This is a genomic window from Sulfurospirillum diekertiae (assembly GCF_002309535.1).
GTDB classification, from domain to species: domain Bacteria; phylum Campylobacterota; class Campylobacteria; order Campylobacterales; family Sulfurospirillaceae; genus Sulfurospirillum; species Sulfurospirillum diekertiae.
On record NZ_CP023275.1, the window covers coordinates 595,639 to 621,131 of the forward strand.

At 38.0% G+C, this 25,493-nt stretch carries 28 protein-coding genes; 23 read left to right on the forward strand and 5 right to left on the reverse strand.

Translation table 11 applies throughout. The features are described from left to right. Nucleotides 1–2 precede the first annotated feature (2 nt). The 11 genes from SJPD1_RS03100 (at nt 3) to SJPD1_RS03150 (ending at nt 8,506) form a co-directional block, all read left to right on the forward strand. Nucleotides 3–590 (forward strand): MotA/TolQ/ExbB proton channel family protein, encoded by a 588-nt coding sequence (locus SJPD1_RS03100; protein ID WP_096045915.1) that lies wholly within the window; start codon nt 3–5, stop codon nt 588–590. A 1-nt stretch (nt 591) separates the two neighbouring features. Then, a complete protein-coding gene (locus tag SJPD1_RS03105) occupies nt 592–984 on the forward strand; it encodes an ExbD/TolR family protein (RefSeq protein WP_096045916.1) in 393 nt (130 codons plus the stop codon). 5 nt (nt 985–989) lie between these two features. Then, nucleotides 990–1,766: a TonB C-terminal domain-containing protein gene (locus SJPD1_RS03110; RefSeq protein ID WP_087437846.1), complete on the forward strand. Its 777-nt coding sequence runs from the start codon at nt 990–992 to the stop codon at nt 1,764–1,766. Between the two features lie 6 nt (nt 1,767–1,772). Further along, nucleotides 1,773–3,038: a Tol-Pal system protein TolB gene (gene tolB / locus SJPD1_RS03115; protein WP_167750682.1), complete on the forward strand. Its 1,266-nt coding sequence runs from the start codon at nt 1,773–1,775 to the stop codon at nt 3,036–3,038. A gap of 66 nt (nt 3,039–3,104) precedes the next feature. Continuing rightward, nucleotides 3,105–3,608 (forward strand): OmpA family protein, encoded by a 504-nt coding sequence (locus SJPD1_RS03120; RefSeq protein ID WP_096045918.1) that lies wholly within the window; start codon nt 3,105–3,107, stop codon nt 3,606–3,608. Nucleotides 3,609–3,618: 10 nt separating this feature from the next. Further along, nucleotides 3,619–4,569 carry a tetratricopeptide repeat protein gene (locus SJPD1_RS03125; protein ID WP_096045919.1) on the forward strand — a complete coding sequence of 317 codons (951 nt, stop codon included), beginning with the start codon at nt 3,619–3,621 and terminating at the stop codon, nt 4,567–4,569. A gap of 109 nt (nt 4,570–4,678) precedes the next feature. Continuing rightward, complete coding sequence (locus SJPD1_RS03130; protein WP_096045920.1) at nt 4,679–5,311, forward strand: FKBP-type peptidyl-prolyl cis-trans isomerase; 633 nt, start codon at nt 4,679–4,681, stop codon at nt 5,309–5,311. Beyond that, a complete protein-coding gene (locus SJPD1_RS03135) occupies nt 5,220–6,062 on the forward strand; it encodes a Fis family transcriptional regulator (protein WP_226372280.1) in 843 nt (280 codons plus the stop codon). The genes SJPD1_RS03130 and SJPD1_RS03135 overlap by 92 nt, the downstream gene beginning before the upstream one ends. A gap of 57 nt (nt 6,063–6,119) precedes the next feature. Continuing rightward, nucleotides 6,120–7,043 carry an ACP S-malonyltransferase gene (gene fabD, locus SJPD1_RS03140; RefSeq protein ID WP_096045922.1) on the forward strand — a complete coding sequence of 308 codons (924 nt, stop codon included), beginning with the start codon at nt 6,120–6,122 and terminating at the stop codon, nt 7,041–7,043. Between the two features lie 10 nt (nt 7,044–7,053). Further along, complete coding sequence (locus SJPD1_RS03145; RefSeq protein WP_096045923.1) at nt 7,054–7,755, forward strand: 5'-methylthioadenosine/adenosylhomocysteine nucleosidase; 702 nt, start codon at nt 7,054–7,056, stop codon at nt 7,753–7,755. Further along, a complete protein-coding gene (locus SJPD1_RS03150; RefSeq protein ID WP_096045924.1) occupies nt 7,742–8,506 on the forward strand; it encodes a PP-loop family protein in 765 nt (254 codons plus the stop codon). The genes SJPD1_RS03145 and SJPD1_RS03150 overlap by 14 nt, the downstream gene beginning before the upstream one ends. Before the next feature lie 90 nt (nt 8,507–8,596). Here SJPD1_RS03150 and recO read toward each other — a convergent pair whose 3' ends face one another. After that, the gene (recO, locus tag SJPD1_RS03155) at nt 8,597–9,214 is read right to left on the reverse strand and encodes a recombination protein RecO (protein ID WP_096047779.1); all 618 of its coding nucleotides are present in this window, start codon (nt 9,212–9,214) and stop codon (nt 8,597–8,599) included. Nucleotides 9,215–9,454: 240 nt separating this feature from the next. On the opposite strand from recO, the gene gltB reads away from it, so the two are divergent. From gltB to SJPD1_RS03195, 8 genes are read left to right on the forward strand one after another with little or no spacing between them, the layout of a single operon-like run. Continuing rightward, on the forward strand, nt 9,455–13,879 hold the full coding sequence (gene gltB, locus SJPD1_RS03160; RefSeq protein ID WP_096045925.1) for a glutamate synthase large subunit: 4,425 nt from the start codon (nt 9,455–9,457) through the stop codon (nt 13,877–13,879). Nucleotide 13,880: 1 nt separating this feature from the next. Then, nucleotides 13,881–15,263 carry a glutamate synthase subunit beta gene (locus tag SJPD1_RS03165; protein WP_096045926.1) on the forward strand — a complete coding sequence of 461 codons (1,383 nt, stop codon included), beginning with the start codon at nt 13,881–13,883 and terminating at the stop codon, nt 15,261–15,263. A 3-nt stretch (nt 15,264–15,266) separates the two neighbouring features. Further along, nucleotides 15,267–15,992, forward strand: coding sequence for an inositol monophosphatase family protein (locus tag SJPD1_RS03170; RefSeq protein WP_096045927.1), 726 nt, complete (start codon nt 15,267–15,269; stop codon nt 15,990–15,992). 22 nt (nt 15,993–16,014) lie between these two features. After that, entirely contained in the window at nt 16,015–16,893 is an 879-nt protein-coding gene (gene accD, locus SJPD1_RS03175) for an acetyl-CoA carboxylase, carboxyltransferase subunit beta (protein WP_096045928.1), read from the forward strand. Then, nucleotides 16,890–17,345: a 23S rRNA (pseudouridine(1915)-N(3))-methyltransferase RlmH gene (locus SJPD1_RS03180; RefSeq protein ID WP_096045929.1), complete on the forward strand. Its 456-nt coding sequence runs from the start codon at nt 16,890–16,892 to the stop codon at nt 17,343–17,345. Before accD ends, SJPD1_RS03180 begins: the two co-directional genes overlap by 4 nt. A 53-nt stretch (nt 17,346–17,398) precedes the next feature. Beyond that, nucleotides 17,399–17,758, forward strand: coding sequence for an RNA polymerase-binding protein DksA (dksA, locus tag SJPD1_RS03185; RefSeq protein WP_087437859.1), 360 nt, complete (start codon nt 17,399–17,401; stop codon nt 17,756–17,758). Between the two features lie 10 nt (nt 17,759–17,768). Beyond that, nucleotides 17,769–18,779 carry a fatty-acid--CoA ligase gene (locus SJPD1_RS03190; RefSeq protein WP_096045930.1) on the forward strand — a complete coding sequence of 337 codons (1,011 nt, stop codon included), beginning with the start codon at nt 17,769–17,771 and terminating at the stop codon, nt 18,777–18,779. After that, nucleotides 18,776–19,714 (forward strand): tRNA dihydrouridine synthase, encoded by a 939-nt coding sequence (locus SJPD1_RS03195; RefSeq protein WP_096045931.1) that lies wholly within the window; start codon nt 18,776–18,778, stop codon nt 19,712–19,714. The genes SJPD1_RS03190 and SJPD1_RS03195 overlap by 4 nt, the downstream gene beginning before the upstream one ends. Here the strand turns inward: SJPD1_RS03195 and SJPD1_RS03200 are convergent. From SJPD1_RS03200 to fliN, 4 genes are read right to left on the reverse strand one after another with little or no spacing between them, the layout of a single operon-like run. Then, nucleotides 19,708–20,013 (reverse strand): hypothetical protein, encoded by a 306-nt coding sequence (locus tag SJPD1_RS03200; protein ID WP_226372234.1) that lies wholly within the window; start codon nt 20,011–20,013, stop codon nt 19,708–19,710. The genes SJPD1_RS03195 and SJPD1_RS03200 overlap by 7 nt on opposite strands. Before the next feature lie 53 nt (nt 20,014–20,066). After that, nucleotides 20,067–20,996: an AEC family transporter gene (locus SJPD1_RS03205; RefSeq protein ID WP_096045933.1), complete on the reverse strand. Its 930-nt coding sequence runs from the start codon at nt 20,994–20,996 to the stop codon at nt 20,067–20,069. A gap of 6 nt (nt 20,997–21,002) precedes the next feature. Next, on the reverse strand, nt 21,003–21,869 hold the full coding sequence (locus SJPD1_RS03210) for a hypothetical protein (RefSeq protein ID WP_096045934.1): 867 nt from the start codon (nt 21,867–21,869) through the stop codon (nt 21,003–21,005). Beyond that, nucleotides 21,866–22,177: a flagellar motor switch protein FliN gene (gene fliN / locus SJPD1_RS03215; RefSeq protein WP_087437865.1), complete on the reverse strand. Its 312-nt coding sequence runs from the start codon at nt 22,175–22,177 to the stop codon at nt 21,866–21,868. The genes SJPD1_RS03210 and fliN overlap by 4 nt, the downstream gene beginning before the upstream one ends. Before the next feature lie 188 nt (nt 22,178–22,365). Here fliN and SJPD1_RS03220 point away from each other — a divergent pair, with 188 nt between their 5' ends. From SJPD1_RS03220 to SJPD1_RS03235, 4 genes are read left to right on the forward strand one after another with little or no spacing between them, the layout of a single operon-like run. After that, on the forward strand, nt 22,366–22,554 hold the full coding sequence (locus SJPD1_RS03220; protein ID WP_096045935.1) for a hypothetical protein: 189 nt from the start codon (nt 22,366–22,368) through the stop codon (nt 22,552–22,554). A 9-nt stretch (nt 22,555–22,563) separates the two neighbouring features. Further along, on the forward strand, nt 22,564–23,571 hold the full coding sequence (locus SJPD1_RS03225) for an ATP-binding protein (RefSeq protein ID WP_096045936.1): 1,008 nt from the start codon (nt 22,564–22,566) through the stop codon (nt 23,569–23,571). Next, nucleotides 23,552–24,742 carry a vWA domain-containing protein gene (locus SJPD1_RS03230; protein WP_168171307.1) on the forward strand — a complete coding sequence of 397 codons (1,191 nt, stop codon included), beginning with the start codon at nt 23,552–23,554 and terminating at the stop codon, nt 24,740–24,742. The genes SJPD1_RS03225 and SJPD1_RS03230 overlap by 20 nt, the downstream gene beginning before the upstream one ends. Next, complete coding sequence (locus SJPD1_RS03235) at nt 24,714–25,421, forward strand: hypothetical protein (RefSeq protein ID WP_096045938.1); 708 nt, start codon at nt 24,714–24,716, stop codon at nt 25,419–25,421. The genes SJPD1_RS03230 and SJPD1_RS03235 overlap by 29 nt, the downstream gene beginning before the upstream one ends. The last annotated feature ends 72 nt before the right edge of the window (nt 25,422–25,493 follow it).

Genomic DNA, 25,493 nt, shown 5'->3' on the forward strand with positions numbered 1-25,493 from the left:
TTATGTCATCATTTGAATTATTTTTGAACTATTTTGCAAGAAGTGGTTTTTTTACGTGGGTGATTTTGATCTGGCTATCTGCTTATTTTATCATAACATGTGGTATCTTCTTTAGTAGGTATCTTTACTTGGGTTATTGGCTTTCAATTGAAAAAAATTCGCTAGAATCAATGCTCATGGGGGCTAAGAATGTACGTGATGATTCAATTCTGAGAAAATGTTCAAGTGCAGCAGGCGCTTCGGAAAAACTTTTGAATGTATGTAAAAATGTTGCTGAAAAAAATGCAACCAGCGGTTTATGGATGCTTTCTATTATTGCCTCAACAGCACCTTTTATTGGATTGTTTGGAACGGTTGTTTCAATTTTGCAAACATTTAGTGGGCTTGGTCAATCAGGTAGCGCATCTCTTGGTGTAATAGCTCCAGCAATTAGTGAAGCCTTAGTTGCAACAGCTACAGGCATTTTTGTAGCTATACCCGCATACAGTACAAATCTCTTTCTTCGAAGAAAAGCTTATGAAGTGATTGTCTATGTACAAAGAGAAGTAGATATTTTGCTCTCTGCAAACGAAACAAGACGAGATAGCTAACATGATGAGTCAATTGGATGAAGTACCAGAACTAAACATTACTCCACTGGTGGATATTATGTTGGTACTCCTCGCCATTTTAATGGTAACAACACCTGCATTAGTTTATGAAGAGGTGATTAAACTTCCCGATGGTAGTAAATCAGCTGTTGTTAGTAAACTTCCTGAACTTGAAATTCGGGTAACGAAAGATAAAAAAGTTTACATAAAAAGTGATAACTTTACTCTTGCCGAATTTCCTGATAGTTTTATGATGCAAAAAAGTAAATATCCACTTAAGAGCATTGTTTATATTAAAGCTGATGAAGGTCTCTCTTATAAAGATGTCATGTTTGTGCTCAAAACAATTAAGCAGGCTGGTTTTACGAACGTATCTTTAGAAACGAATGGATAAATACTGTGTCGAGTGTGAATAGATATGCCTCTTTTGGATGGACTTTGTCCATCCTTCTCTATATATGTCTTTTAGTTGGTCTCGCTTATGTTTTAAGCTCTCAAAAAGATACTATCAAAAATTATACTTCAAACAAAGATCCTATGAATGTTGCTTTGGTTGAGCGCAAAAAGAATGACTCAGAAAAGCCAAAAGAGGAACGAAAAAAAGAAGAGGTCCAAAAACCAGTTGAAAAACCGGCAGAAAAACCTGTCTCTGAAGAGAAAAAAGTTGCTTCTTCTCCAAAAGAAGCTGTAAAGAGTCAATCACTTAGAGGTCTCTTTGAAGATATTAACACTTCCAAATTACCTCCTGATGCAAAAGAACAGAAAAAAGACCAAACTACGCCAACACGTATCAAACCGAATAAAGAAGAGACAAAAGAAAAAAGTGAGAATGCAGCATCTAAAATTGCTAACTCATTGAACTTTTCTGAGCAAAAACATTCAATTGATACTAAAAAAGGTGGAGAGTATGACCCTTTCATTGGTAAAGTACAAGAGATCTTAGAAGAAAATTGGCAAAAGACGATTGATACAGAAAATGGAAATGTCGCTAAGGTTGTAATCAAAGTAAGTGATCGAGGAACCTTTAGTTATAAAATAGTTTCTTTGTCTTATAATAATGAATTTAACACGAAACTCAAAGAATTCTTAAAAGCTATGGAAAGTGTAGAATTTCCAAAGTACGAAAAAGGACCACTTTTTGAGATGCAGGTTGAATTTAAAGATATAAAGGAGTAAAACATGATCAAAAAAATAGTTGCTTTCTTCTTTTTAACAATTTTTGCATATGCTTCAGATGCAACAGTAGAAATTGTAAAAAAAATAGATGTGCTACCCAAAATTGCGGTACAAGATGCAAGTCCAAAAAATGTTGATTTGGAATTTAGAAAAAGTTTTTTTAAACTTATTGCAGGAGATTTGCGCGTTAGTAGCCATTTTAATGTACTTGACGAATATTTGCAAAGTAGTTATGAAGGGGGACCTTTAGAAAATTTTCTATCAGATAAAAAAGTAGATATGATTTTGCGTTTTAGTTTAGGTCAAGATTTCAATACGGCATCCGCAAATGTAAAATTGATTAATGCTAAAACGGGTGCAACAACTTTTGAAAAATCGTATAGTATTAGTGATAAAAAAAGAAACCCTTTTTTGGCACATAAAATTGTTGTTGATGCAAATGATCAAGTGGGTGCACCTTCGGTCAAATGGATGGAGCAATCAGTTTTATTCGCACGGTATACAGAAGCAAAAAAAAGTGAAATTGTCATTTCAGATTATACACTCAGCTATCAAAAATTGATTGTTTCTGGTGGTCTAAATGTCTTTCCTAAATGGGCGAATACAGAACAAAGTGCATTTTTTTACACTTCCTATAATGGTGCTGAACCAACTATCTACAGGTATGATTTAAAAGATGGGAGTAGAAAAAGTATTATTTCAAGTTCTGGAATGCTTGTTTGCTCTGATATTTCAAAAGATGGTAATAAGTTACTTCTGACGATGGCACCTAAAGATCATCCAGATATTTATTTGTATGATTTGCAGAGTAGAAAAATCACTAAAATTACTGATTATGCAGGTATTAATGTGAATGGAAACTTTATCGATAATGATAAACGCATCGCCTTTGTTTCTGATCGACTAGGAAATCCTGATATATTTGCACAAGGAATTTATGATAAAAGCTTTGAAAAGCTCGTTTATCATGGAAAAAATAAGAATTCAATCTCAACCTATGATAATTATATTGTTTACTCAAGTAGAGAAGGGGATAGTGAATTTGGACGAAATACTTTTAATCTCTATTTAATTTCAACAAAAACAGATTATCTTAGACAATTGACTGCATCTGGAGAAAATCTTTATCCACGTTTTTCGCAAGATCCTGATACTATTATGTTTATAAAACAATTTGGAAATCAGAGTGCTTTGGGGATAATTCGACTAAATGCAAACAAAACATATCAGTTTCCGTTAAAAATAGGTAAACTTCAGTCAATAGACTGGTGATTTTTTAAAAAAAATGTGGTATAATTCCGAAGTTTTTAAATTTGAACTTTTAAAAAGGATCTAATAATGGGTAAATTAGCTTTAACGAGCTTAGCGGTAGCGGTTTTGGTTTTAACAGGTTGTAGCCAAAAAAGTCCAGAAGTCGATATGACTAAAGGAACTGGTGATACAAAAGGTGCTGGTGTAAATGATGGCATGAGTGCACTTCAAAAATTGATTGCTTCTTTAGAAGCTAATTCTAAAACAATCTATTTTGATTTTGACAAATATAATGTCAGAAAAGACCAACAAGCAAATATTGATGCAAACGCTGCATTATTCAACTCTGCAGAGGCAAAAAGCTTCTCAATCAAAGTTGAAGGTAACTGTGATGAATTCGGTACTGACGAATACAACTACGCACTTGGTCTTAAAAGAGCAAAAAGTGTTAAAGATGGTTTAGTTGCTAAAGGTATGGTTGCAGATAGAATTACAGTTGTAAGTTATGGTGAGAGCAATCCTGCTAGTACAGAGCACAATAAAGAAGCTTGGGCTAAAAACAGAAGAGCAGAATTTAAAGTACTTCCATAATCTTGATTGAATGAAAAAACAAATTCTTCTATTTTCGATAGCATTGCTGCCTCTGGCAGCGCTATCGAATGAACCCTCAGCCTTTGGTAGTAATACAAACGATGTTGATAGTAGCAGTGCTACTACGTCTTATAGTAATACTGTTAGTGTAAGTGACAAAAAGTATTTCCAAAATAATCAAAAAACAATATCTTCTACTTCCAATGATAATCTTAGTTCAACAAAAACTGATCAAGGTAGTATTTCTTCTGAACAATATGAAGGTATGCGATCAGTTGTTGATAGTTATGCAAGTAAAATTGCTAAACAAGATGATAAAATGCGACAACTCGAAGAGGAAAATAAAAAACTCAGAGAGTATGTTGAAGAAAATCGTAAAATTCAAGCGGATAACCAAGAGAAAATAAAAACAGTTGTTGGAGAACTTGGAACATTAATTGATTCCATTAATAAAAATTATGTTCCAAAAGATAAATTTGATCAACTTGCTAATGAAGTAAGAGGTGGGAAGAGTGCTTCTAAAACAGTTACTCCCGCAATTGATTCTACAAAAAAAGACACTGTGAAGGAAACTCCTCCCGCGACTAAAGTAATTTCTGCAAAAGAACTTAGCACAAAAGATAGTGCCACATTGACAAAAGAGGCAGATGATTTGCTTGATAAGAAATCATATTCAGAAGCACAAGCCCTTTATACAGAACTTTTACATCGCAATTACAAGCCTGCTAAAACAAATTTTAGTTTAGGTGAAGCAGCTTATAACCAAAAAGCTTATTCTACTGCTATTGAACATTATAAAGCAAGTATTACTGCATCGGATAAAGCAGCTTATACTCCAGCACTTTTATATCATACAGGTGTTTCATTTGAAAAGCTTGGAAAAGCTAAAGAAGCACAAGGTTTTTATAAAGCTCTCAAAGATGGATACCCTGATTCTCCAGAAGCAAAAAAAGTAAAATAGTTTTTTTTATACATTTTCTTGCACAAAAAATAGACTTAACAATTTCTCCTAAGGGCATATACAACAAATATATGTTAAAATCTTATGTTTATAAATTAAGGGAGAAAATATGAGTATTAGTGATAATCAAGTAGTTTCAATCCATTATGAGCTTAGAAATGTTGATAATGGTGAAATTTTAGATAGTAATCTTAATGCAGCGCCACTTTCTTTTATTGTTGGAAAAGGTCAAATTATTCCAGGATTAGAAGAAAAAATTAAAGAGCTTAAAGCTGGTGATAACGCTGATATTAAAGTAGTTGCAGCTGATGCCTATGGCATTTATGACGAAAATGCTGTCCAAACATTACCAAAAGAGCAATTTGCTGGTCTTGAGCTTCAAGCAGGCATGACACTTTATGGTCAAGGTGAACATGGTGAGACAGTTCAAGTTATTGTCAAAAACTTTAATGATGAGACTGTTGAAATCGATTTTAACCATCCTTTAGCAGGTCAAGATCTTTTATTCGCAATTAGTATTTTAGAAGTACGTGATGCAACAGCAGATGAGCTTCTAAATGGCTATGTTGGTGGTGGACACAGTTGTGGTTGTGGTGCAGGTGGATGCGGTTCACATGACCATGATGAAGAAGGAGAGTGTTGTGGTGGACATGATCATGGACATGACCACGAACACGGTGAAGGTGGATGCTGCGGCGGCGAAAGTCACTCACATGGTGGCGGATGTTGTGGATCACACTAATTATATAGCAAAGTCTAGAGCCTCTATGGAGGCTCTTAAGTCTGCAAATCTTCTTAAAAGTGTTACAATCAATGCACTTATCTTAGGTGAAAGTGGTGTAGGGAAACAAAGTCTTGCTAGTCATATTGTTTCAGCACCTATTGTCGATGCAAGTGCCTTTAATGAGCTGTTAGCACTCATTGAAACCAACAGCAGTCTTATTGTTAAAAACTTTCATAAAATTACTAATTATAAAAAACTTAAAATTGCCCTAGATGTTCATAAAACAAGAATTATTGCTACATCAAGCTTGCCTATAAGCGAAGCACTCATGGATGAATTTTTTAGTCTTAAAGTTGTCATTCCCCCTTTACGTGAACGTATGGAGGATGTGATCCCTTTGATGGAAAAGTTTGCTCAAGAAGCGTGCATGATGTTTGATGGAGAATTTGGTGAAGCTCCTTCGTTAGAGGAAATTGTGCCAGACTTGAGTAAAAATTGTTATTCTCTGCGACGCTCAGTGTATAATGCTTATTTGATGAACTCCTTTGGAGAAGAAGAGATTTTGGCGATGATGGAGCGTTTTTTATCCCAACGTATAGGTGGGAGAAATGATTATCGTGAGCTATTGTATCTTTTTGATGTCCCAATGATTAAAAGCGGTTATACCAAGTTTGGTTCACAACTTGCTATTAGTGAAAAATTTGGACTTAATCGAAACACCCTACGTAAAAAAATCAACGATTACAAAGATAGATTAAAAATAGACTAGATGTTTACCTTGTAGTAAGTCTGCAAAGTTTACATGTAAAATATAAAAGGTTAATCAATGAATAATAGTATCTTTATATTCCCTGGACAAGGCAGCCAAAAAGTTGGTATGGGAAAAGATTTTTATGATCATTCATCCATTGCAAAAGAGATGATTGAAAAAGCAAGCCAGAGAGTAAGCTTTGACTTTACAACGCTTCTATTTGAAGAAAATGATAGATTAGATCAAACAGAGTTTGCACAACCTGCTATTTTATTAGTCAGCCTTATTGCTCATCGTCTTTTTGTGGAACAGTGTAAAGTGGTGCCTAAAGTAGTTCTAGGTCACTCCTTAGGAGAGTTTTCTGCTTTGAGTGCAGCTGGTGCTATGGATTATTTGGATGCTGTAGAGCTTGTACACCAACGCGGTCTTTTGATGAAAAAAGCATGTGAAGGCATTAATGCTGGAATGATGGCGCTTCTTGGCTTAGATGATGCAAGTGTTGAAAATCTTACATGTAAAGAGCGTGAACTGGGTAAAAAAGTTTGGGCAGCAAATTACAATGGTGATGGACAGATTGTGATTGCAGGTAATCGTGATGATTTAATATCTTTAGAGCCACTTTTTAAAGAGGCAGGTGCTAAAAAATCAGTGCTACTTCCTATGTCTGTAGCAAGTCACTGTCCACTTTTAAGTTCGGCTCAATCAAAACTTGAAGTTTATTTAGACCAATGGCTTAAAGAGAGTTTCACAACGCCTATTATCTCCAATGTAACCGCATCTGAATACCAAAGCAAAGCTGAGGCGACAATACTTCTATCCCAGCAGCTTATTTCACCTGTAAAATATAAACAATCCATTTTACATGTAGAATCATCAACAGACGCTTTTATTGAATTTGGTGGCTCAGTGCTCAAGGGTCTTAATAAACGGATCACTCAAAAACCAACACATAGTATTACTGATATGAAAAGTTTAGAAGAAGTGCTAGCACTTTTGTAAAAGGGAAAAAATGAAAATAGCTATTATGGGTGCAATGGTCGAAGAGATCACACCACTTTTAGAATTTTTTGGAAATTATGAAACGATTGAGTTTGCCAAAAATAGTTACTACGTCACATCGTATAAAGGTATGGATTTAGTGATCGCTTACAGCAAGATTGGTAAAGTGAATGCTAGTTTGACAGCCTCAACGCTGATTGAAAAATTTGGAGCACAAAAGCTTCTTTTTTCAGGTGTCGCAGGTGCCCTTAATCCTTCATTAAAAGTGGGTGACTTGCTCGTAGCCACGAAGCTTGCTCAGCACGATCTTGATATTACCGCATTCGGTCATCCTCATGGTTACGTACCTGAGGGTTCTGTGTATGTTGAAACGGATAAAGCTCTTATCGAAATAGCTAAAAAAGTAGCGTCTGTTCAAAAGATTAAATTGCTTGAAGGCATTATTGCTACTGGTGATCAATTCATTTGTGATAGTGTAAAAAAAGAGTGGATTCATTCCACTTTCAACGCGGATGCGACTGAAATGGAAGGTGCTTCGGTTGCAGTTGTTTGCGACGCATTGAAGGTTCCTTTTTGTGTCCTAAGAGCGATTAGCGATGCGGCTGATATGGACGCTGGTTTTAGCTTCGATGAATTCTTAGTCAGTTCTGCTAAAGAGAGTGCTCAGTTTATTATCGCGATGCTGGACGAACTTACGTATGATCACCATTAGTAAACGCCTTTTACGCATTGCTGGGCGTACCAATGCCCATTACAACCTCATAAAAGAAGGCGATAAGATTTTGCTGGGGCTTAGTGGCGGTAAAGACTCCCTAAGTCTTGCGCATATTTTAAAACACATGCAACGTGTCGCTCCATTTGATTTTGAATTTAAAGCCGTTACAATTGCCTATGGGATGGGTGAAGATCTTCAGACGTTGCACAACCATTGTATTGAGCATGACATTGATCATGAGATTGTCGATACAAAGATTTTCGATCTTGCACAAGATAAAATACGTGAAAACTCCTCTTTTTGTAGTTTTTTTTCACGCATGAGACGAGGAGCTCTTTACACCTATGCGCTTGAACATGGTTACAGTAAATTAGCTCTTGCACATCACCTTGACGATGCAGTGGAGAGCTTTTTCATGAACTTCTCACACAATGGAGCCCTTCGCTCAATGCCACCCATATACAAAGCGCAAAATGGCTTATGGGTGATTCGCCCGCTCATTCATGTACGAGAGCGTCAACTGCGTGATTGTGCGATTGATGCTCATATGCCTATTATTGGAGATGAAGCATGTCCTGCGATGCGTTTTGATGTCAAAATGCCCGTGATGCGTGCCAAAACGAAAGAGATGCTTGTTAATATGGAAAAAGAGAACCCCGATCTTTTTATTTCACTCAAAAAAGCATTTGAGAATATTCAAACAACCAGCTTTAGCGATGCACGCTTTTTAGAGAAAATCTCCGAATAGAGACAAAAGATTGTTCTGCTTCGAAAGAAGCAAGCTTTAGTGCATAGCGCAGCGCAGGCTGTTAGGTTTTACCTAACAGTCGTGTCAAGGTTAAAATCCTTCCAATAAAATCTTCCATAGCACATTGATCTGTTCATCATCCAGTGCTATGGTACTTTGTTCTTCAAAAAGTTGTTTTACATGTAAAAGATCAAAGGTTTGATTCCAAGCACAGGTTTTATGTGCAGGTAAAAAACCTCGAATAAGTGTTAAATCCTCTAAGATAGGTTCTTCGCAGTTAAAACAGATAAAATCATCATGTAATCTTCCTTCATATATTAAAAGTTTAATATAGGCTTCTATAGCGATACGTTTAGGATTTTGTATCTGCCAAATAGATGAACATAGCTCTAAAAGATCAAAATAAAAACTATCAATTGTTCCTATGTCCTTGAGATGTGTATAAAAAAGCCTGATGAAGGGTTGCCAGACAAGCATACGTTCTCTTTGATTATTCCAAGGCGTTCCTAAATGCATAATAGAACGAAGTTGCGGCAGAGTGGATTTGAGAGAGGGGATGGCTTCAAAATCTATTTTATAACCTAAATGAATTGTGGAATGGCGAGCACCGTAAAATCTATAAACCGTTTTAATGCTATTTTGCGTTAAAATGGTGACAATTAAATCTTCGTCTTTTACACGATTCAAATTGATAATATATCCTTGCATAAGGAATTTTAGCATCTCTACATTTTCTTATTATTAAAATTTTAAATTAATTTTAATAATTTATATTTTAAATTTAATTGACAATTAATTTAAAATATGATAAGAAAATAGATAAAACATCGAAAAATAGTGTTTTATTGAAAAATAAGTATTTTTAATGTATTATCCGCTCGCTTTTAGCTTAAAAATTTGTCAGATTTCGTCAGAATTTTGATGAAAATTCCACAAAAGGCTTGTGAAATGGATCTCATTACAGGATTTAAAGACAATTGCGGTTTTGGATTAATCGCAAATATTAAAAACATTCCAACCCATGAAAATGTTGAAGATGCAATCACGGCATTAGAGCGAATGATGCACAGAGGCGCTATTGCTGCAGATGGCAAAAGTGGCGATGGTAGCGGACTCCTTTTCTCTATGCCTGCTGAGTTTATGAAAAAAGAAGCACACCAATTAGGTGTGGATCTTCCAAAGCAGTTTGCTGTTGCTATGATTTTTTTAACGACAGATGAACAAAAAAGGATTTTTGAAGAGACCTGTGAGCAAAACGATCTCAAAGTTCTTTTATATCGTGACGTTCCAGTAAAAACCAAAGCCCTTGGAAAATTAGCACTTGATTCACTCCCCCAAATCATACAAGTATTTGTAACTTCTTCTTCCCTCGTTGCAACAAAACGTTTTGAAGCATTGCTATATCTTACTCGTAAAATAGTTGAAAGAAGGCTTGCAAGTGAACCTGATTTTTACATTGCTTCTTTTTCGAGTAAAGTGATTTCGTATAAAGGTTTGGTGATGCCAACTTACATCAAAACCTTTTTCCCAGACTTGAGTGATAGCGATTTTAAAGCAACATTTGCACTTTTTCACCAACGCTTTTCAACCAATACACTCCCAAAATGGAAACTGGCACAACCTTTTCGTACCCTTGCACACAATGGTGAAATCAACTCAATCTCAGCCAATCGCTTTAATACGCAGGTTAAAAGTGAGTGCATGAAAAGTAGTATCTTTTCTGATGAAGAGTTACAAAAACTTTACCCATTGACGACGAATGATGTGAGCGATAGCGCTAGTTTGGACAATATGTTTGAATTTATGCTCATTAATGGATTTGACTTTTTTAAAGCGGTACGTTCGCTCATTCCTGCTCCATGGCAAAATGCGCCTCATATGGACTCAGAGCTTCGAGCTTTTTATGAATTTTCAAGTATCAATTTTGAGCCGTGGGACGGACCTGCTGCCATTTCTTTAACCGATGGTCGTCACATCGCTTGTGTCTTAGATAGAAACGGATTACGTCCTGCTAAATACATCATCACCAAAGATGATCGCATCATCATCTCTTCAGAGTACGGTGTCTTAGATATTGAAGAAGATAACATTCTTGAACGAGGCAGGTTACAAAGTGGTCAGATGATTGGCGTGGATCTTAAATTTGGTAAGATCATGAAAAACGATGACATTAATGATTACCTTAAAAGTTCAAATACCTATACTGAGTGGCTGAACAAAGGGCTTGTTTATTTACAAGAATTTGTAGATATTCCTTTTTCAAAAACAACAGATTATATACGTGAAAATCTTGAAATAGAACAACGCTATTTTAACATCACCCAAGAAGTTAAAAATATGGTCATCGAACCAATGATGAAAGATGGTAAAGAGGGTGTTGGTTCAATGGGCGATGACACGCCAATGGCTGCTTTTAGTCATGTACAACGCAATTTTAGTGACTACTTCAAACAAAAATTTGCGCAAGTTACCAATCCTCCAATTGACCCTATTCGTGAAAAAGTAGTTATGAGTCTAAATACGAGCTTTGGAGAGATTCGCAATATCTTAGATGAAGATCAAGAGCATGCTATCCGTATTAAATCAATTTCACCAATATTGATGCAAGAAAAATTTGAACTCTTAGACTCTTTTGGTGATCCAAGCAAAGCACGTTATAAAGATGAATATAAAAATCGCTACTTCTCAACACTTTTTGAAGACAATCTCAAAGGTAGTTTGGAGGATTTAGCGTATGACATTGCACAAGCGGTTAAAAATGAGGGTATTCGTATTATTTTCTTGGATGATCGTGGAATAAATGCAAAACTTAAACCAATACCGATGCTTTTAGTCATTGGTCGTGTTAACCAAGTGCTTCTCGATGAAGGTGTACGCTCATTGACTTCGATTATAGCAATTTCTGGAGAGGCACTTGACACACATTCATGTTCTTGTATGATTGGCTTTGGTGCAAGTGCTATTTATCCTTATTTACTCTATGGTACCATCTTAGATGAATGTAAAAAAAGTGAAATGGGTTCTTATGAGATTAGAACGAAACTCAAAAATGTGAATCATGCTCTTGGACAAGGGCTTTTAAAAGTTATGTCAAAGATGGGTATTGCAACGCTTGCGTCATATCGAAATTCTGCATTATTTGATGTGTTAGGTCTTGGAAAAGATGTCGTTCATGAATGTTTTGACGGTGCAATTTCTCTTATTCCTGGTCTTGGTTATGAGGATATTGAAGAGCGTTTAAGTCGTAATCATCATCATGCGTATGAGCTTAATTTGACTAAAAAACTTTTCCCATTAGAAATTGGTGGATTTTATAAATATATTGATGGGCAAGAGCATCATGACTACCATCCTAATGCTATCCATGCGATTCATAAAGCTACGATGAGTGGTGAGAAAAAAGATTTTCAAGAGTTTACGAAGCTAATCAATAATCGTGGACTAAAAATGATCAGAGACTTTTTTGAACTTAAATCCGATCGTGAGCCTATTACGCTAGATAAAGTAGAGTCTAAAGAAGCTATCTTTAAACGTTTTTCAACTGCTGCCATGAGTTTGGGTTCCATCTCTCCTGAAGCGCATGAAGCTTTGGGCGAAGCGATGAATAAAATTGGTGGTATGAGCAACTCTGGTGAAGGTGGTGAATCGCCTGAACGTCTTAAAAGTAATAAAAACTCACGTATTAAACAGATCGCATCGGGTCGTTTTGGTGTGACTCCTGAGTATTTGCGCTCTGCTACAGAGATTCAGATTAAAGTAGCGCAAGGGGCAAAACCAGGTGAAGGCGGACAACTTCCAGGGCATAAAGTAACGCCTCTTATTGCAAGCCTTCGTTACACCATTCCAGGTGTGACATTAATTTCACCGCCACCACATCATGATATTTATTCGATTGAGGATTTGGCACAGCTTATTTTCGATATGAAGCAGATCAATCCCGAAGCGATTATTACCGTTAAACTGGTTTCCACTGCGGGTGTTGGAACGATTGCCGCAGGTGTTGCCAAAGCGTATGCTGATAAAATCATCATCTCCGGCGGCGACGGTGGTACGGGTGCTGCACCACTGACTTCTATCAAATTTGCGGGAAATCCTTGGGAAATTGGTTTAAGTGAAGCCCATAATGCCCTTAAAGCAAACCATTTACGGGATAGTGTTCATCTTCAAACCGATGGTGGTTTAAAAACAGGTTTAGATGTCATTAAAGCCGCTCTTTTGGGTGCAGAGAGTTATGCGTTTGGCACACTCTCGTTGACGATCATTGGTTGTAAAGTGCTTCGCGTCTGTCACTTAAACCGCTGTTCAGTAGGCGTGGCAACACAAGATGAGAAATTAAGAGAGCATTTTGTTGGAACGGTAGATAAACTTATCAATTTCTTTACGCTCCTAGCGGAAGATGTGAGAGAAATACTTGCGCATCTTGGTTACACACGGATGGAAGATATTATCGGACGAAGTGATCTTTTGAGTGTGATTGATGATGCCTTTGCGAAAAAATTTGATTTTTCTTCTATTCTTATGAGATTGGAAGGTCCAAATACCCACAATGGTAAGTCCAATGATCCATTTGATAAAAATGAATTTGAAAAAGAGATTTTAAAAGACGTCTATAAAGTGATTGAAAATCCAGATGAAAAAATTGTGATGCATAAAAGTATTTGCAATACCAATCGTAGTTTTGGAACACTCATCAGTGGTGAAATTGCGAAATTTTACGGTAACAAAGGTCTTAAAGATGACAGTATCGTCTTTCGACTCAATGGTGTTGCTGGACAATCATTAGGGGCATTTTTAGCCAATGGAATTAGCATCAACCTTAAAGGGACAGCAAACGATTATGTGGGCAAAGGTATGAACGGTGGAAAAATCGTTATTGCCCCAAAATACCAAGGTCGAGGTTACTCTTGTGCTGGTAATACCTGTTTGTATGGCGCAACCGGTGGCAAGCTTTATATTGCTGGTAATGTTGGAGAACGCTTCTGTGTTAGAAACTCTGGTGCAACGTCTGTCGTTGAAGGTACGGGAGATCATGCGTGCGAATATATGACCGGCGGTGTGGTTGCCATTCTCGGTGATACGGGTGTAAACTTTGGCGCTGGTATGACGGGTGGTGTCGCATTTGTTTACGATGAAACTCGTGATTTTATTGATAAACTCAACCAAGAGCTTGTCATCGCAGAGCGTATTGATACGGATGATATGGATGAAGCACGCCACTTCCTTAAGCGTTTACTTAGAACACATATCAATGAAACAGCAAGCTTTAAAGCAACACAAATTTTAGAGAATTTCCGCCACGCGGTAAGAGATTTTTGGATAGTGCGACCTAAAGATATGACGAAGGTGCCACTCAATCCGGAGCAAGGAGACTAAGATGCAAAATTTTATTAATGAAGAGAGATGCGAGCCTAGAAAACGCTCAAGCGGAGATAGAGTCAAAGATTTTAAAGAAATTTATGAAGTTTTGAGTAAAGAAGACGCCTCTTTGCAAGCGGATCGTTGTATCCAGTGTGGTGATCCTTTTTGTCATAGCAAATGCCCTTTGCATAATTACATTCCTTTTTGGCTCAAAGCAACTAGTGCCATGAAGCGCGATCTTGCGTTTAATCTCTCCAATGAGAGCAATCCGTATCCTGAGATTACAGGGCGTATTTGTCCACAAGATCGTTTATGCGAAGGGGATTGTACACTGAACGACGGGCATGGTGCCATTACGATTGGCGCGATTGAGACCTTTATTTCTGAAGAGGGCTTTAAAAAAGGTCTTAAACCTACTTTCCCAGGTATTACGACCAAGAAAAAAGTCGCTATCATTGGTGCGGGACCTGCGGGTCTTGCATGTGCAACTTATCTTCTAAGAGCGGGTATTGCCGTCAGTATGTATGAGAGACAAAATAGGGCTGGTGGACTTTTAACGTATGGGATTCCTGGTTTTAAGCTTGATAAAGAAGTCGTAGCACGTCGTGTGAGATGGCTTCAAGACGCAGGTATGACGTTACATGTAAACACAAATGTCGGTAAAGACATTAGCTTTGATGAGATTGCCCATAGTCATGATGCACTCTTTTTAAGCATAGGGGCTGAAAATCCTCGCAAAGCCAATGTTGCCAATGAAAATGCAAATGGTGTCTTTATGGCAATTGATTTTTTACGCTCTATTCAGAAAAAACTTTTCAGCGAGAGTTACGATAAAAAATTTGAAGTCAAAGGTAAAAATGTCGTGGTCATTGGTGGTGGTGATACGGCAATGGATTGTTTACGAACGTCCATTCGTGAAGGTGCCAAAAGTGTGACTTGCCTTTATAGACGCGATAAATACAATATGCCAGGCTCAAAAAAAGAGTTTAAAAATGCCATTGAAGAGGGTGCAGAGTTTGTCTATAACGTTACGCCAAAAGAGATTTTAGTCAACTCTGATGGACAAGTGATCGGGATTGATATGAATAAAACCATCTTAGGTGCGAAAGATGCCAACTGCCGTCAATGTGTTGAAATTGTTAAAGGTGGCGAATTTAGGGTAGATGCGGATGTCATTATATTTGCCCTTGGATTTACTCCAGCCGTTCCGACTTTCTTAGCTGAAAATGGCATTGAAGTTTCAAAAACAGGCGTCATTGTGGTTAATAGTGAATATCAAACAACGAAATCAGGTGTTTATGCAGGTGGGGATTGTAAGCGGGGTTCTGACCTGGTTGTTACGGCAGCAAAAGAGGGTAAAGAAGCCGCATTGCACATGATTAAAAAATTGCTTGGATAATACGTGAGCTTTATTGAATCCGCACTGCAAGCGAACAGAGAGCTCTTTCAGCTTTTACATGTAAAAGGGTTGGAAGAGTCTCATTACCAATCTTTTGCGCTTGGAGCAGGAGGAGATGTGAGTTCAGGCATTGATCTGGTGGCAGAAAAAACTTTTATTCATTATCTTTTACCGTTTGGAACGATTGTATCCGAGGAGAGTGGGGTGATTGAAAATCCTACTTCCTCTATTCGTATTGTACTTGACCCCATAGATGGCAGTGATAATCTGCTTTCAAATATTCCTTATTATGGCACCTCTATTGCCTATTTTGAAAATGATAAATGCACTAAAGCAGTCATTACTAATCTTGCCAATGGCGATATTTTTATCAAAGATAAAATGGGTTTGCGTCGTGGAAAATTAGAAAAAAATGCTTTGAGTCTTGTTACATGTAATGCTTTTTCAAAGGTGGGAATTTTTGAGCGATCTTACTGTTCACTTAAGGTACATGACACGCTCAAAATTGCTAAAATTAAGTACCGTTCTCCTGGTGCTTTTGCCCTCTCTCTAGCTTATGCACACGATGTTTCGTTTGTTTTATACGAAGGTAAAATGCGCACGTATGATATAGAAGCGGGGCTCTTTATGTGTGAGGATCTTTACACGTTTTGTGAAGGCGATATTTTCCTTGTAAGCAAAGATAAGGAAATTTTTGCTAAAATAAAAAGTTTATTTATAAGCAATTAGCTTTAAAAGAGGATAAAAACTTATGCGATTTGCAGAAATTTTCTCTAAGATCCGAAAAGCACAATCTACCCCAAGCGAAGCTCCAAGCCATTGGGTTAAGTGTAGTGCGTGCCAATCATTAATGTATTATAAAGAGATTGAACAACGTTTTAATGTATGCCCTAAATGCGGTTTTCATATGCGTATCTCAGCAAAACAACGTATTGAACAATTATGTGATGAAGGTAGTTTTGTTGAGTTTGATACCAATTTAGTACCGATTGATCCTCTTAAATTCGTGGATAAAAAATCGTATAAAAAACGCATTGAAGAGGCGCAAGAAAAAACAGGGAATAATTCTTCTGTTGCGTGTGGTTCATGTTGTATCGATGGTGTGAATGCACAAATTGTTGTCTTTGATTTTGCTTTTATGGGTGGGAGTTTAGGCTCTGTTGAAGGTGAAAAAATTGTTCGAGCGATTAATCGCGCTATGGCCAATAAAGAAGGTTTGGTGATTGTCAGTGCCAGCGGTGGGGCTAGGATGCAAGAGAGTACATTTTCGTTACTTCAAATGTCTAAAACATCAGCAGCACTTGCTAAACTTGCCGATGCCAAATTACCCTATATTTCCATCTTAACTGACCCAACCATGGGAGGCGTTAGTGCATCGTTTGCTTTTTTGGGCGATATTATCATGGCAGAGCCAGGTGCTCTGGTTGGGTTTGCTGGACAAAGAGTGATTAAACAGACCATTGGTGCCGATCTACCAGAAGGATTCCAGAAAGCAGAGTTTTTACTTGAACATGGTTTAATTGATATGATTGTTACCCGTACTGATATGAAAAAAGTGGTAGCAGATCTGTTAAAGCTTTTGGGTGAGAGTTGTAAAAATGATGCATTTGAGCTAAGACTCAAAGCATGAATGTAAAGGTCTTTACGATCGAAAAGAGCAGCGATAAAGCATTAGATGCTATCGCGTGCGAATACACCAAGATGATTTCTCGCTTTGCTAAAGTTGAAGAAATTAAGATTTTTAATAAGCAAATTGCGACAGCACAAATGATCGGAGAGAAAGAAGCTAAGATTTCCTACACAAAAGCGTATGAATCCCATTTAAAAGGGTACAATGTCGCACTTGATGTAGAAGGTGAACAGCTAAGTAGCGAACAATTTAGTTCTCTCTTTGATCAAGATGTTACGATTAATTTTTTTATCGGCGGTGCTTTTGGGTTTGAAGATACCTTTTTAGGTAAAACTCAAAAGATTATAAGTTTAAGTAGATTAACATATGCGCACAAAATCGCGAAGGTGGTTTTATTTGAACAGATTTATAGGGGATTGTGTATAAAAAACAACCATCCCTATCATAAATAGTTGATTATAATGTAGGTTTATTTCAGGTCAATTTTTTGTAAAGGAAACAAAGGATGAGAGAGCACGAGCTAAAGCATTTCGAAGACCTTCTGAAAGAGAGAAGAGTCCAAATTAAAAAGAATATTGAAGACTCCATGCGGGAAATCAATGATCTTAAAGATACCGATGTCGGTGATGAAGCAGATCATGCTTCGGTCAGTACAGACCGTATGATCGAGCAGGCTATCAGTACACAACAAATGAAAGAGCTTAGCGAGATAGAATTTGCACTTAATAAAATCAGAAATGGCAGTTACGGCATTTGTGAAATGTGTGAAGAGGAAATTGGTTTTCAAAGACTCAAAGTTAAGCCACATGCACGTTATTGCATCGTATGCCGTGAGATTATTGAAAAATCAGCAAAAAATAAGTAGGTAGGAAGACATGGGAATCAAACGCTATTTTCTTATATCACTAATTTATATGTTAGCTATTGGACTTTATGTTTATAGTTTTAATGGTGGCAGCACTACACTTGAGCTGTTTAGTTTCTCAATGACCCTACCCGTAGCGTTTTGGATTGTTCTTCCCATTTTATTTTTGGTTATTGGTTCTATTGGACATCTGGTATTTTATAATTTTAAAGATTTTTTGTACAAAAGAGCATTGAAAAAAGATAATGAACTCTTTCAAGAAGCGACTAAAAATCGTATTTTGGGAGAAGAAGTGACAACTTCTTATAAAACAGAAGGTTTTAAATTTGCAGGTAAAGTTCTTCAATGTATGCGCTTTGATCCAGCTCTGCCTACAACATTTCTTGAAGAAGACGTTGCTAAGGTATGTGCCCTAGCCGTGAGTGTTGCCAATGGTAATTATGAAGATCTTAAAAAATACAGATTGGCTAAAGCAAACCCTCTTGTCATTCAAAACAGTATTAATCGCCTTAAAGTTGAACCGCGTTTTGCGCTTGAAGTATTGAAAAATTGTAAAGAGCTTGATAATGAACTCTGCCGTCAAGCATATGATGCGTTGATTGGTTTTGCAAGCTTTAATGAAATTAAACGATATGATTTTCCACCCGAAAAACGTACTTTCCGTCGCATGATGGAGCGTTATTTGGATGCTGATGACAGTTTTGATATGGATATAAAATCCATTGAAGATATGTTAGAGCATTTCAATGCAGATCGTGCAGATTACCTTGAATTGGCCCATGAAATCAAAATTAAACTCACTCCGGATGCACTCATTGCACTCTTTGAAAAACTTTACAATTCTAAAGGTGCGGTTGCAGCGGATGCATACTTGTATGTACTTTATGATCTTCAGATGATTGATAAAATTCGTGATCTTTTACTCAATTCTGATCCTGAAGATTTTGTGAAATTTAAAACCATTCTATTCTTACGAGATCATGGTAGAAATATTGATATCGAAAAATTCTTGCGTTTATGATTCATGAGATAGACTTTAGTAAGGGCATTTTAGCCCTTGCACCCCTTGCTGGTTTTACCGACCTCCCGTTTCGTTCTGTTATTAAAAAATTTGGGGCAGACATCACTTTCTCCGAGATGATCAGTGCCAATGCTCTGCGTTATGGTTCAGAAAAAACCTTTAAAATGATTACCAAATCACCGCTAGAGACACCTTACATCGTTCAAATTGCAGGATCTGATTTAGTGTCGATTAAAGAGGCTGTGCTAGCCCTGAATGATATTGAGGGTATTGATGGGATTGATCTAAACTGTGGATGTCCTGTGCCTAAGATTATCTCCCAAGAAGCAGGTTCATCACTGCTACTGAACCTTCCGCATATGCAAAAAATCATTGAGACGATTAAGACTTATTCTAACAAACGCTACACCAGTGCTAAAGTACGCCTAGGTTTTACGACCAAGATTCCTGAAGAGATTGCAAAGGCATGTGAGAGTGCTGGAGTTGATTTTATGAGTATGCACGGACGTACACGTGCAGGAGCGTATAAAGCGGAAGTTGACTATCAAGCCATAGCGCGAGCACGTGCGTCTGTTAAAATCCCTCTGATCGCCAATGGCGACATCGTTAGCTATGAAAAAGCGTTACATGTAAAAGAGGTCACAGGATGCAACAGCTTGATGATTGGGCGAGGTGCTGTTGGAAATCCATGGATTTTTTACCAAATCAAAAATGAGCTGTCTCATGTGGAAAAAACAAAAATTTTAGAGATAGTGCTAGAGCATTATGATGCCATGATAGATTTTTACGGTGAAAAAGGACTTGCTATTTTTCGTAAGCATTTACATACGTACTCAAAAGGGTTTCGTGAAGCGTCTGAATTTAGAGATAAAATTAACCGCATTGAAGATGAAGTGCTTATGCGAGAAGCGATTGCAACTTTTTTTGCTCAATAGCCATCATCAAAGCCTTGCGCTTTGTGTTTATCCTTTTTATAACTACCTCGATATTTCTCTTTCTCCAGTAAATTAGCCTCTTTTAAGAGACGTTTGTGCGTCTCTTCAATGTCTATCTCTTCGAGGTTAACAATGCTATTAGAAACCAAGGTAACGTAATTTTGCAATAAATTGGTATAGGTAGAGTCTAATCTAACAGGTTCAACCTTTTGCAATGTTTTAAGCCCTTTCTCTGCACGCTTGACAAACAAAAGAAAATCAAAATTTTCATTTTTAAGCGCATTGACACAGCTGCCCATAAAGCGTTCCAATGCTCTAATGTATTTAACCCGTGCGTCTTTATCGTTAATGTTCATGGCAAATTGATGATATTAAGATAGTGTAAAAGGTTGCTGATAAGAATAAAAAAGGGTATGAAAATCAGCGATGTAAAAAAAACAAGTACGGTGACATCCAAAGGTCTGCACTCATACAATGCCGCTAAATTGACGTTGGTAACAGCTAGAGGCACAACCAGTTCAATAAAAATAAGTGTGGCAACCATGGGTTCTAAATTAAGCAAGCCAAACAAGATAACGCCTGCAATCAGAGGGGTAATAATGAACTTAATAAGGCTTACATGTAAAAGAAGTTTGGTGTTAATATCGCGCAATTTAATATTGTAAAGGTACATACCAAAAATGACCAGTTGAATAACCATCGTGCAGTATGCGCCCATTTCCAAAGGCTTTTGCATCGCAGGATGAAGATGAATGTCGAAAATATTCATAAAAAGTGCAATGCTAGCAAACCAGATGACCGGTAATTTCACAATGTTAAAAAGTGATTGTTTGATGCTAAAGTTACCTCTGGAGTAGAAAAAGACACCGAGGGTATAAACGATAAAAACATTGGTGATGTTGATCATACTCATGTATAAAATAGAGTCATCGCCAAAAAGTGCGATACCTAAAGGAATACCAAGATTGCCCGTATTGCCAATGATAACACAGATCGTGATGATGGATTTTTCTTTAATGTCCTCTTTAAAGAAAATCAATGCAATCACGGAACTGATGAGGACACACATTAAAGAGATAGCTAAATACCAAAAAGGTGCTTGAAGCAGTGAAAAGTCAATGGGTCGGCTGGAGAGTCCCCAGAAAGAGAGCATTGGCTGTAAAAAGTAGATGGAAAGAAGGATCATTCCTTTTTCATTCATCTCCTCTTTAAGCATTCGTTTTGCCATAAAGCCCAGCAAAATAAAGGCGTAAATAGACAAAATGGAAATAGCTATGGTCATAAGGTCTTAACGTGTCTCATCATAAGGAGTGTAATCCGCTGAAGCCTTATTTTTATACGTGCTGAGTTTATTGTCTTGAATTTTGAGGTAGTCATCTAGGCGCCTACGGTTCTCTTCAAAAACTTTTTCAAAATCGTTATCATCCTTAACTTCACCATTTTGAAATTTTTCTAACAGAACATTGGAATTTCCTGTCATGACAAGGTAGCGTATGGTTCCGTATTCAAACAGCACCACGCTGTTTTGGTTGTCAATCTGTTTTTTATGAAGCACATTGACCTCTTGTTGTGTCCCTGTTTTTGGGTTAAATAACCACGATTTGCCATTGCCACCTTTGGCAGACATAGGCTTAAGTGTTTGGATGCCAAGGCGTCTTTTAATCCAAAACATCAGTACAACTAAGGCGAGTAAAACAATGATGACGAGAATATAGCGGGTATCAATAAAATCCGTTGAAGACGTCGATGATGTAGGGAGCGGTGAAGTGACAGCATCTGAGCTTTGTGTAGGACCTTGCATAATGCTACTTCGTATGCGAAGTCCAAAGCCATCAACCGTTTTAGAGGCAACAACACTAACTTTTTTATCGCTTTTGAGCACAACTTTGAGGGTATTGTTTTTTTCTGGAATAATAGTAAGTTCTTGAATAATATTGGAGTTAATGCTTTTTTCGATCATCTTATCGTAGCCAAGATCATTGATGGTGAGCGTCATAGTCGTGGCATCACTTTTTTGAGAGATACTACCTTCATGCGGAGCATCAAACGAGAGCATAATATCGACACGGTCACTTCGCTCATAAACGTTATACGTTAACAAATTGGAAGCACTTACCCATGACCATAATGCTAAAAGTGCAAAGAAAATTCTCATAGATTCTCTTTTTTGAAGTATTGGATGACGGTTTTGGAGTCTAAAATTTCATTGATACGAATGGCAAGGTTTTTCTCATACACCATCACCTCTCCTTTACCAAAGATTTTGTTATTGATATAGAGTTCAACACTCTCCCCGGCAGGTTTTTCAAGGTCAATGACAGAACCTTTTTCAAGTTTTAAAAGCTTTTGAATCGTAATATTGGTCGTGCCAAGTTCCGCCACAAAATCAACACTAATGTCTAAAAGATTTTCAAAACCGGAGAGAAGTTTGCGTGCGACATACTCTTGATCGACTGCGTCCAATGCTATTCCTTTACAGATGGTTAAGCTAACAAAGCAAAAACTCTTCCAAACCTTGGTGTATACGTCTTATTATAGTTTATTTTGTTTAAATTGTTTATTAAGGTATGAGATGCTTAGCGCATTGTCTCTATTGGCATAACTCTTGCATAACATCTTACGTTTACATGTAAAGATTTTAAAGGGTGATAATGGGAAAATTTGAAGTCAAAATAAAAGAAGAGGTGATGCAAAATCTCTTCAACGATACCACCAAAATATATGAAATGATCGAAACCCGTTTTATTCTGGATGATGCCTCTCGTGACGCGCTTATTGCGCTGTGCAACCGTTTCAATGACGATCTCTCTTTGATGCTCAAAGAGATCAAACTTGCGTAAGGTTGCGTGATGATCACTCCTTCTATTGGTACCACAGAGCTTTACAAACAATTAAGCGTACTACTCAAAACCGACACGCCTGTTTTTTTGCACGGGAGTCCTGGCATTGGGAAATCCTACATCGTCAATGACATCGCCAAACAAGAGGGTCTTGAAATCATGGATGTGCGCCTCAGCCAACTGGACGCCGTGGACTTACGGGGAATCCCTACCATCAAAGAGCATCAAACCGTTTGGATGCCGCCTATTTTTTTGCCCACTGATGCCAAGAGTGAGGGCATTTTATTTTTAGATGAGCTCAACTCTGCACCGCTTTCGGTGCAAGCGGCGATTTATCAGTTGGTGCTGGATCGTAAAATTGGCGAATATAGCCTTCCCAAAGGGTGGCGCATCGTCTGCGCGGGTAATAAAATCAATGACAAAGGCATTGTCTTTAAACTCCCATCACCACTCAGCAACCGCATGGTGCATTTGGTGTTAGAGGCAAAATTTGATGACTTTAAACTTTGGGCGATGAAACACGATGTGCATCATTTTATCATCGGTTTTTTAGCCTTTCGCCCCGATCTTTTAAGTTCTGAAATTCCCTCTTATGCCGAGACAAATCCTGCCTTTTGTTCGCCACGAGCGTGGAATATGCTCTCCCATATCCTTAAAAATACCACTGACATTCACAGTATCCATCCCATTATTTACGGCACTATCGGCTATGCCGCGGGGGTTGAGTTTATCGCGTTTGTCAATGTCTATAAAACTCTGCCCGATGTGGATGCCATTTTAGCGGGCGAAACATTGGGAATTCCCAATGAGCCTAGTGCATTGTATGCGCTCTGCGCCGCACTGATTGAGCGGTATAGCGCACTTTCTCAAGCGGAGCATCTTTTGGCGTACTCCAAACATTTACCGACCGAGTTTGCGGTGATGTTGATTAAAGATTTGATTATCAAAGATGAAGAGATCGCCATGTTGGAGAGTTTTGATGCATGGATGGAGCGTTATGGCGACTACATCATCTGAGTTGCACAAAGCGTTGTTTGAGAGAATACGCATTCATTTTCTCTTTAACCATCCCTTTTTGTCGGTTTTAGCACTTTCCATTCCGACGCGTTATGTCACGAATGCTAAAAGTGCGTTTCAAACCGATGGGTTTTCACTGAGCATTGATGAAGCAAAACTTTCAACGTATCGTGAAGAGGAGATTATTTATCTCTATGCCCATACACTATTGCACATCGTTTTAAAGCACCCAGCACGTCGAAAAGTGCGTGAAGAACTCGTTTGGAATCAAAGTTGTGACGTGGTTATCAACCTTATTTTAAGCGAGTTTGACCACGTGGGTGTAATGCCGAGCGATGAGATTTTCGATGCCGATATGAGCGGTCTTAGCGTAGAAGAGGTGTACGAGATCCTTTACAAAGAGCAGGAGAAAAAGCCAAATCCTGAGGAAGGCGAAAAGCAGAAGTCATTTGTTTATGATGAAACGAAGCAAGACCTTGAAAGCTCCAGCGAGAGTCTGCAAAGCTCTGGGGAGCAGGAAAAGCTTGATAATATCATCATTCAAGCGCTTAGTATTGCCAAGCAAGCGACAAAAGCATATGATAGTTTGCGCGTTGAAATTGACACCTTACTCAAGCCAAACATTGACCTCTACGATGTTCTCAAAGAGTTTTTGATTACAGCACTTTTTGAAAAGAACGTGACGTACAACAGGCCCAACCGAAAGTATTTTCAGCAGGGACTTTATCTACCCAGTACTCAAAAAAGCAAGGAGCAGTTGGAGCTTATCATCGCGATTGACAGCTCGGGAAGTGTGAGTTTAGAGGAGTACAAAACCTTTTTGGGCATCGTCAAAGAGGTGTGCGAATCGTTTTACGAATACAGCGTGACGCTGTTGCCGTTTGATTTACATGTAAAAGAAGAGCTCATCGTCAGTTTTGATAGTTTCAATCCGATTAACTCCGACAATCTCTTCATTCCCAAAAGCGATGGAGGGACGAATTTTAATGCCGTTTTGGATTTTATCGATGCAAAATATGCTATCAGAAGTGAGCAGTTATTGATGGTATTAAGTGATGGTGAGTTTGATATTAGGCGTTCATTAGTGTGTGAGACGCTCTTTGTATTGAGTCAGAAAAAAAATTGTGCGAAGTTTGAGCGGTATGGAAGAGTTATCCAATTTAACCTATAAAGAAGAAGTCGATGCCCTCAAAGACGCACCGAATTTTGAGGCGTTGGGCGATGCGCGCTACATTCACCATAAAGACGTTGAGGCAAGACTGTATTGGGCATTTTGCAGACCGAGTGGCTCGCATCCAGACCAGATCAGCGATGTGGAACCGCTTGTTTCCATTATGGCGTTTAACCATTCACGCTTAGGTGCATTGGAGCGATTTGAGCGCTTGCATCCTGATGTGATTCGCAACGAAGAGCTTCGTGTGAAGATTAAAAATCGAACGCGCATGCTTTTTCGCGCCCTTGTCGATAGTGACTTTAGCGAACTCAATGCGGTTTTAGAGCTTGTCCCCATCTTTTTACCTGTAGCGATCGACCAGCTCAAAAATGGGCGCAAATGGAATGACATTGAAGCCAATTTAGTCGAGGCAACGCAGTTTATTCGCACGGCTGAATCTTTGTTGGATGAGGTCGCATGGGAAGCTCTTTTTCTCAAACTCAAAGTCATTGAAGAGAGTTCGGTGGATGATCTCAAAGCGTATTTGCAGTATGCGATTGCGCATAAAGAAGAGATTGATATACGTTTGTTAACGTACATTCATGACGAAACTTTGGCGTGGATTGAGCAGAGTTCTTTGCATTTGTTGCAGAAAAAAGCGATGGAAAAATTAGCATTAGCATTGATAACGCGATAAAATATGTAAAAAAGCACCAAAGGTGCGCGGGCGCTCCGCCGAGGAGAACACAGCGTTAGCGTAGCTTTTAGA

Coding starts and splice junctions, on each gene's coding strand:
- SJPD1_RS03100 (WP_096045915.1), top strand. CDS start 3: ATGTCATCATTTGAATTATTTTTGAACTATTTTGCAAGAAGTGGTTTT.
- SJPD1_RS03105 (WP_096045916.1), top strand. CDS start 592: ATGATGAGTCAATTGGATGAAGTACCAGAACTAAACATTACTCCACTG.
- SJPD1_RS03120 (WP_096045918.1), top strand. CDS start 3,105: ATGGGTAAATTAGCTTTAACGAGCTTAGCGGTAGCGGTTTTGGTTTTA.
- SJPD1_RS03125 (WP_096045919.1), top strand. CDS start 3,619: ATGAAAAAACAAATTCTTCTATTTTCGATAGCATTGCTGCCTCTGGCA.
- SJPD1_RS03130 (WP_096045920.1), top strand. CDS start 4,679: ATGAGTATTAGTGATAATCAAGTAGTTTCAATCCATTATGAGCTTAGA.
- SJPD1_RS03135 (WP_226372280.1), top strand. CDS start 5,220: ATGATCATGGACATGACCACGAACACGGTGAAGGTGGATGCTGCGGCG.
- fabD (WP_096045922.1), top strand. CDS start 6,120: ATGAATAATAGTATCTTTATATTCCCTGGACAAGGCAGCCAAAAAGTT.
- SJPD1_RS03145 (WP_096045923.1), top strand. CDS start 7,054: ATGAAAATAGCTATTATGGGTGCAATGGTCGAAGAGATCACACCACTT.
- SJPD1_RS03150 (WP_096045924.1), top strand. CDS start 7,742: ATGATCACCATTAGTAAACGCCTTTTACGCATTGCTGGGCGTACCAAT.
- recO (WP_096047779.1), bottom strand. CDS start 9,214: ATGCAAGGATATATTATCAATTTGAATCGTGTAAAAGACGAAGATTTA.
- gltB (WP_096045925.1), top strand. CDS start 9,455: ATGGATCTCATTACAGGATTTAAAGACAATTGCGGTTTTGGATTAATC.
- SJPD1_RS03165 (WP_096045926.1), top strand. CDS start 13,881: ATGCAAAATTTTATTAATGAAGAGAGATGCGAGCCTAGAAAACGCTCA.
- accD (WP_096045928.1), top strand. CDS start 16,015: ATGCGATTTGCAGAAATTTTCTCTAAGATCCGAAAAGCACAATCTACC.
- SJPD1_RS03180 (WP_096045929.1), top strand. CDS start 16,890: ATGAATGTAAAGGTCTTTACGATCGAAAAGAGCAGCGATAAAGCATTA.
- dksA (WP_087437859.1), top strand. CDS start 17,399: ATGAGAGAGCACGAGCTAAAGCATTTCGAAGACCTTCTGAAAGAGAGA.
- SJPD1_RS03190 (WP_096045930.1), top strand. CDS start 17,769: ATGGGAATCAAACGCTATTTTCTTATATCACTAATTTATATGTTAGCT.
- SJPD1_RS03195 (WP_096045931.1), top strand. CDS start 18,776: ATGATTCATGAGATAGACTTTAGTAAGGGCATTTTAGCCCTTGCACCC.
- SJPD1_RS03200 (WP_226372234.1), bottom strand. CDS start 20,013: ATGGGCAGCTGTGTCAATGCGCTTAAAAATGAAAATTTTGATTTTCTT.
- SJPD1_RS03205 (WP_096045933.1), bottom strand. CDS start 20,996: ATGACCATAGCTATTTCCATTTTGTCTATTTACGCCTTTATTTTGCTG.
- SJPD1_RS03210 (WP_096045934.1), bottom strand. CDS start 21,869: ATGAGAATTTTCTTTGCACTTTTAGCATTATGGTCATGGGTAAGTGCT.
- SJPD1_RS03220 (WP_096045935.1), top strand. CDS start 22,366: ATGGGAAAATTTGAAGTCAAAATAAAAGAAGAGGTGATGCAAAATCTC.
- SJPD1_RS03225 (WP_096045936.1), top strand. CDS start 22,564: ATGATCACTCCTTCTATTGGTACCACAGAGCTTTACAAACAATTAAGC.
- SJPD1_RS03230 (WP_168171307.1), top strand. CDS start 23,552: ATGGCGACTACATCATCTGAGTTGCACAAAGCGTTGTTTGAGAGAATA.
- SJPD1_RS03235 (WP_096045938.1), top strand. CDS start 24,714: ATGGAAGAGTTATCCAATTTAACCTATAAAGAAGAAGTCGATGCCCTC.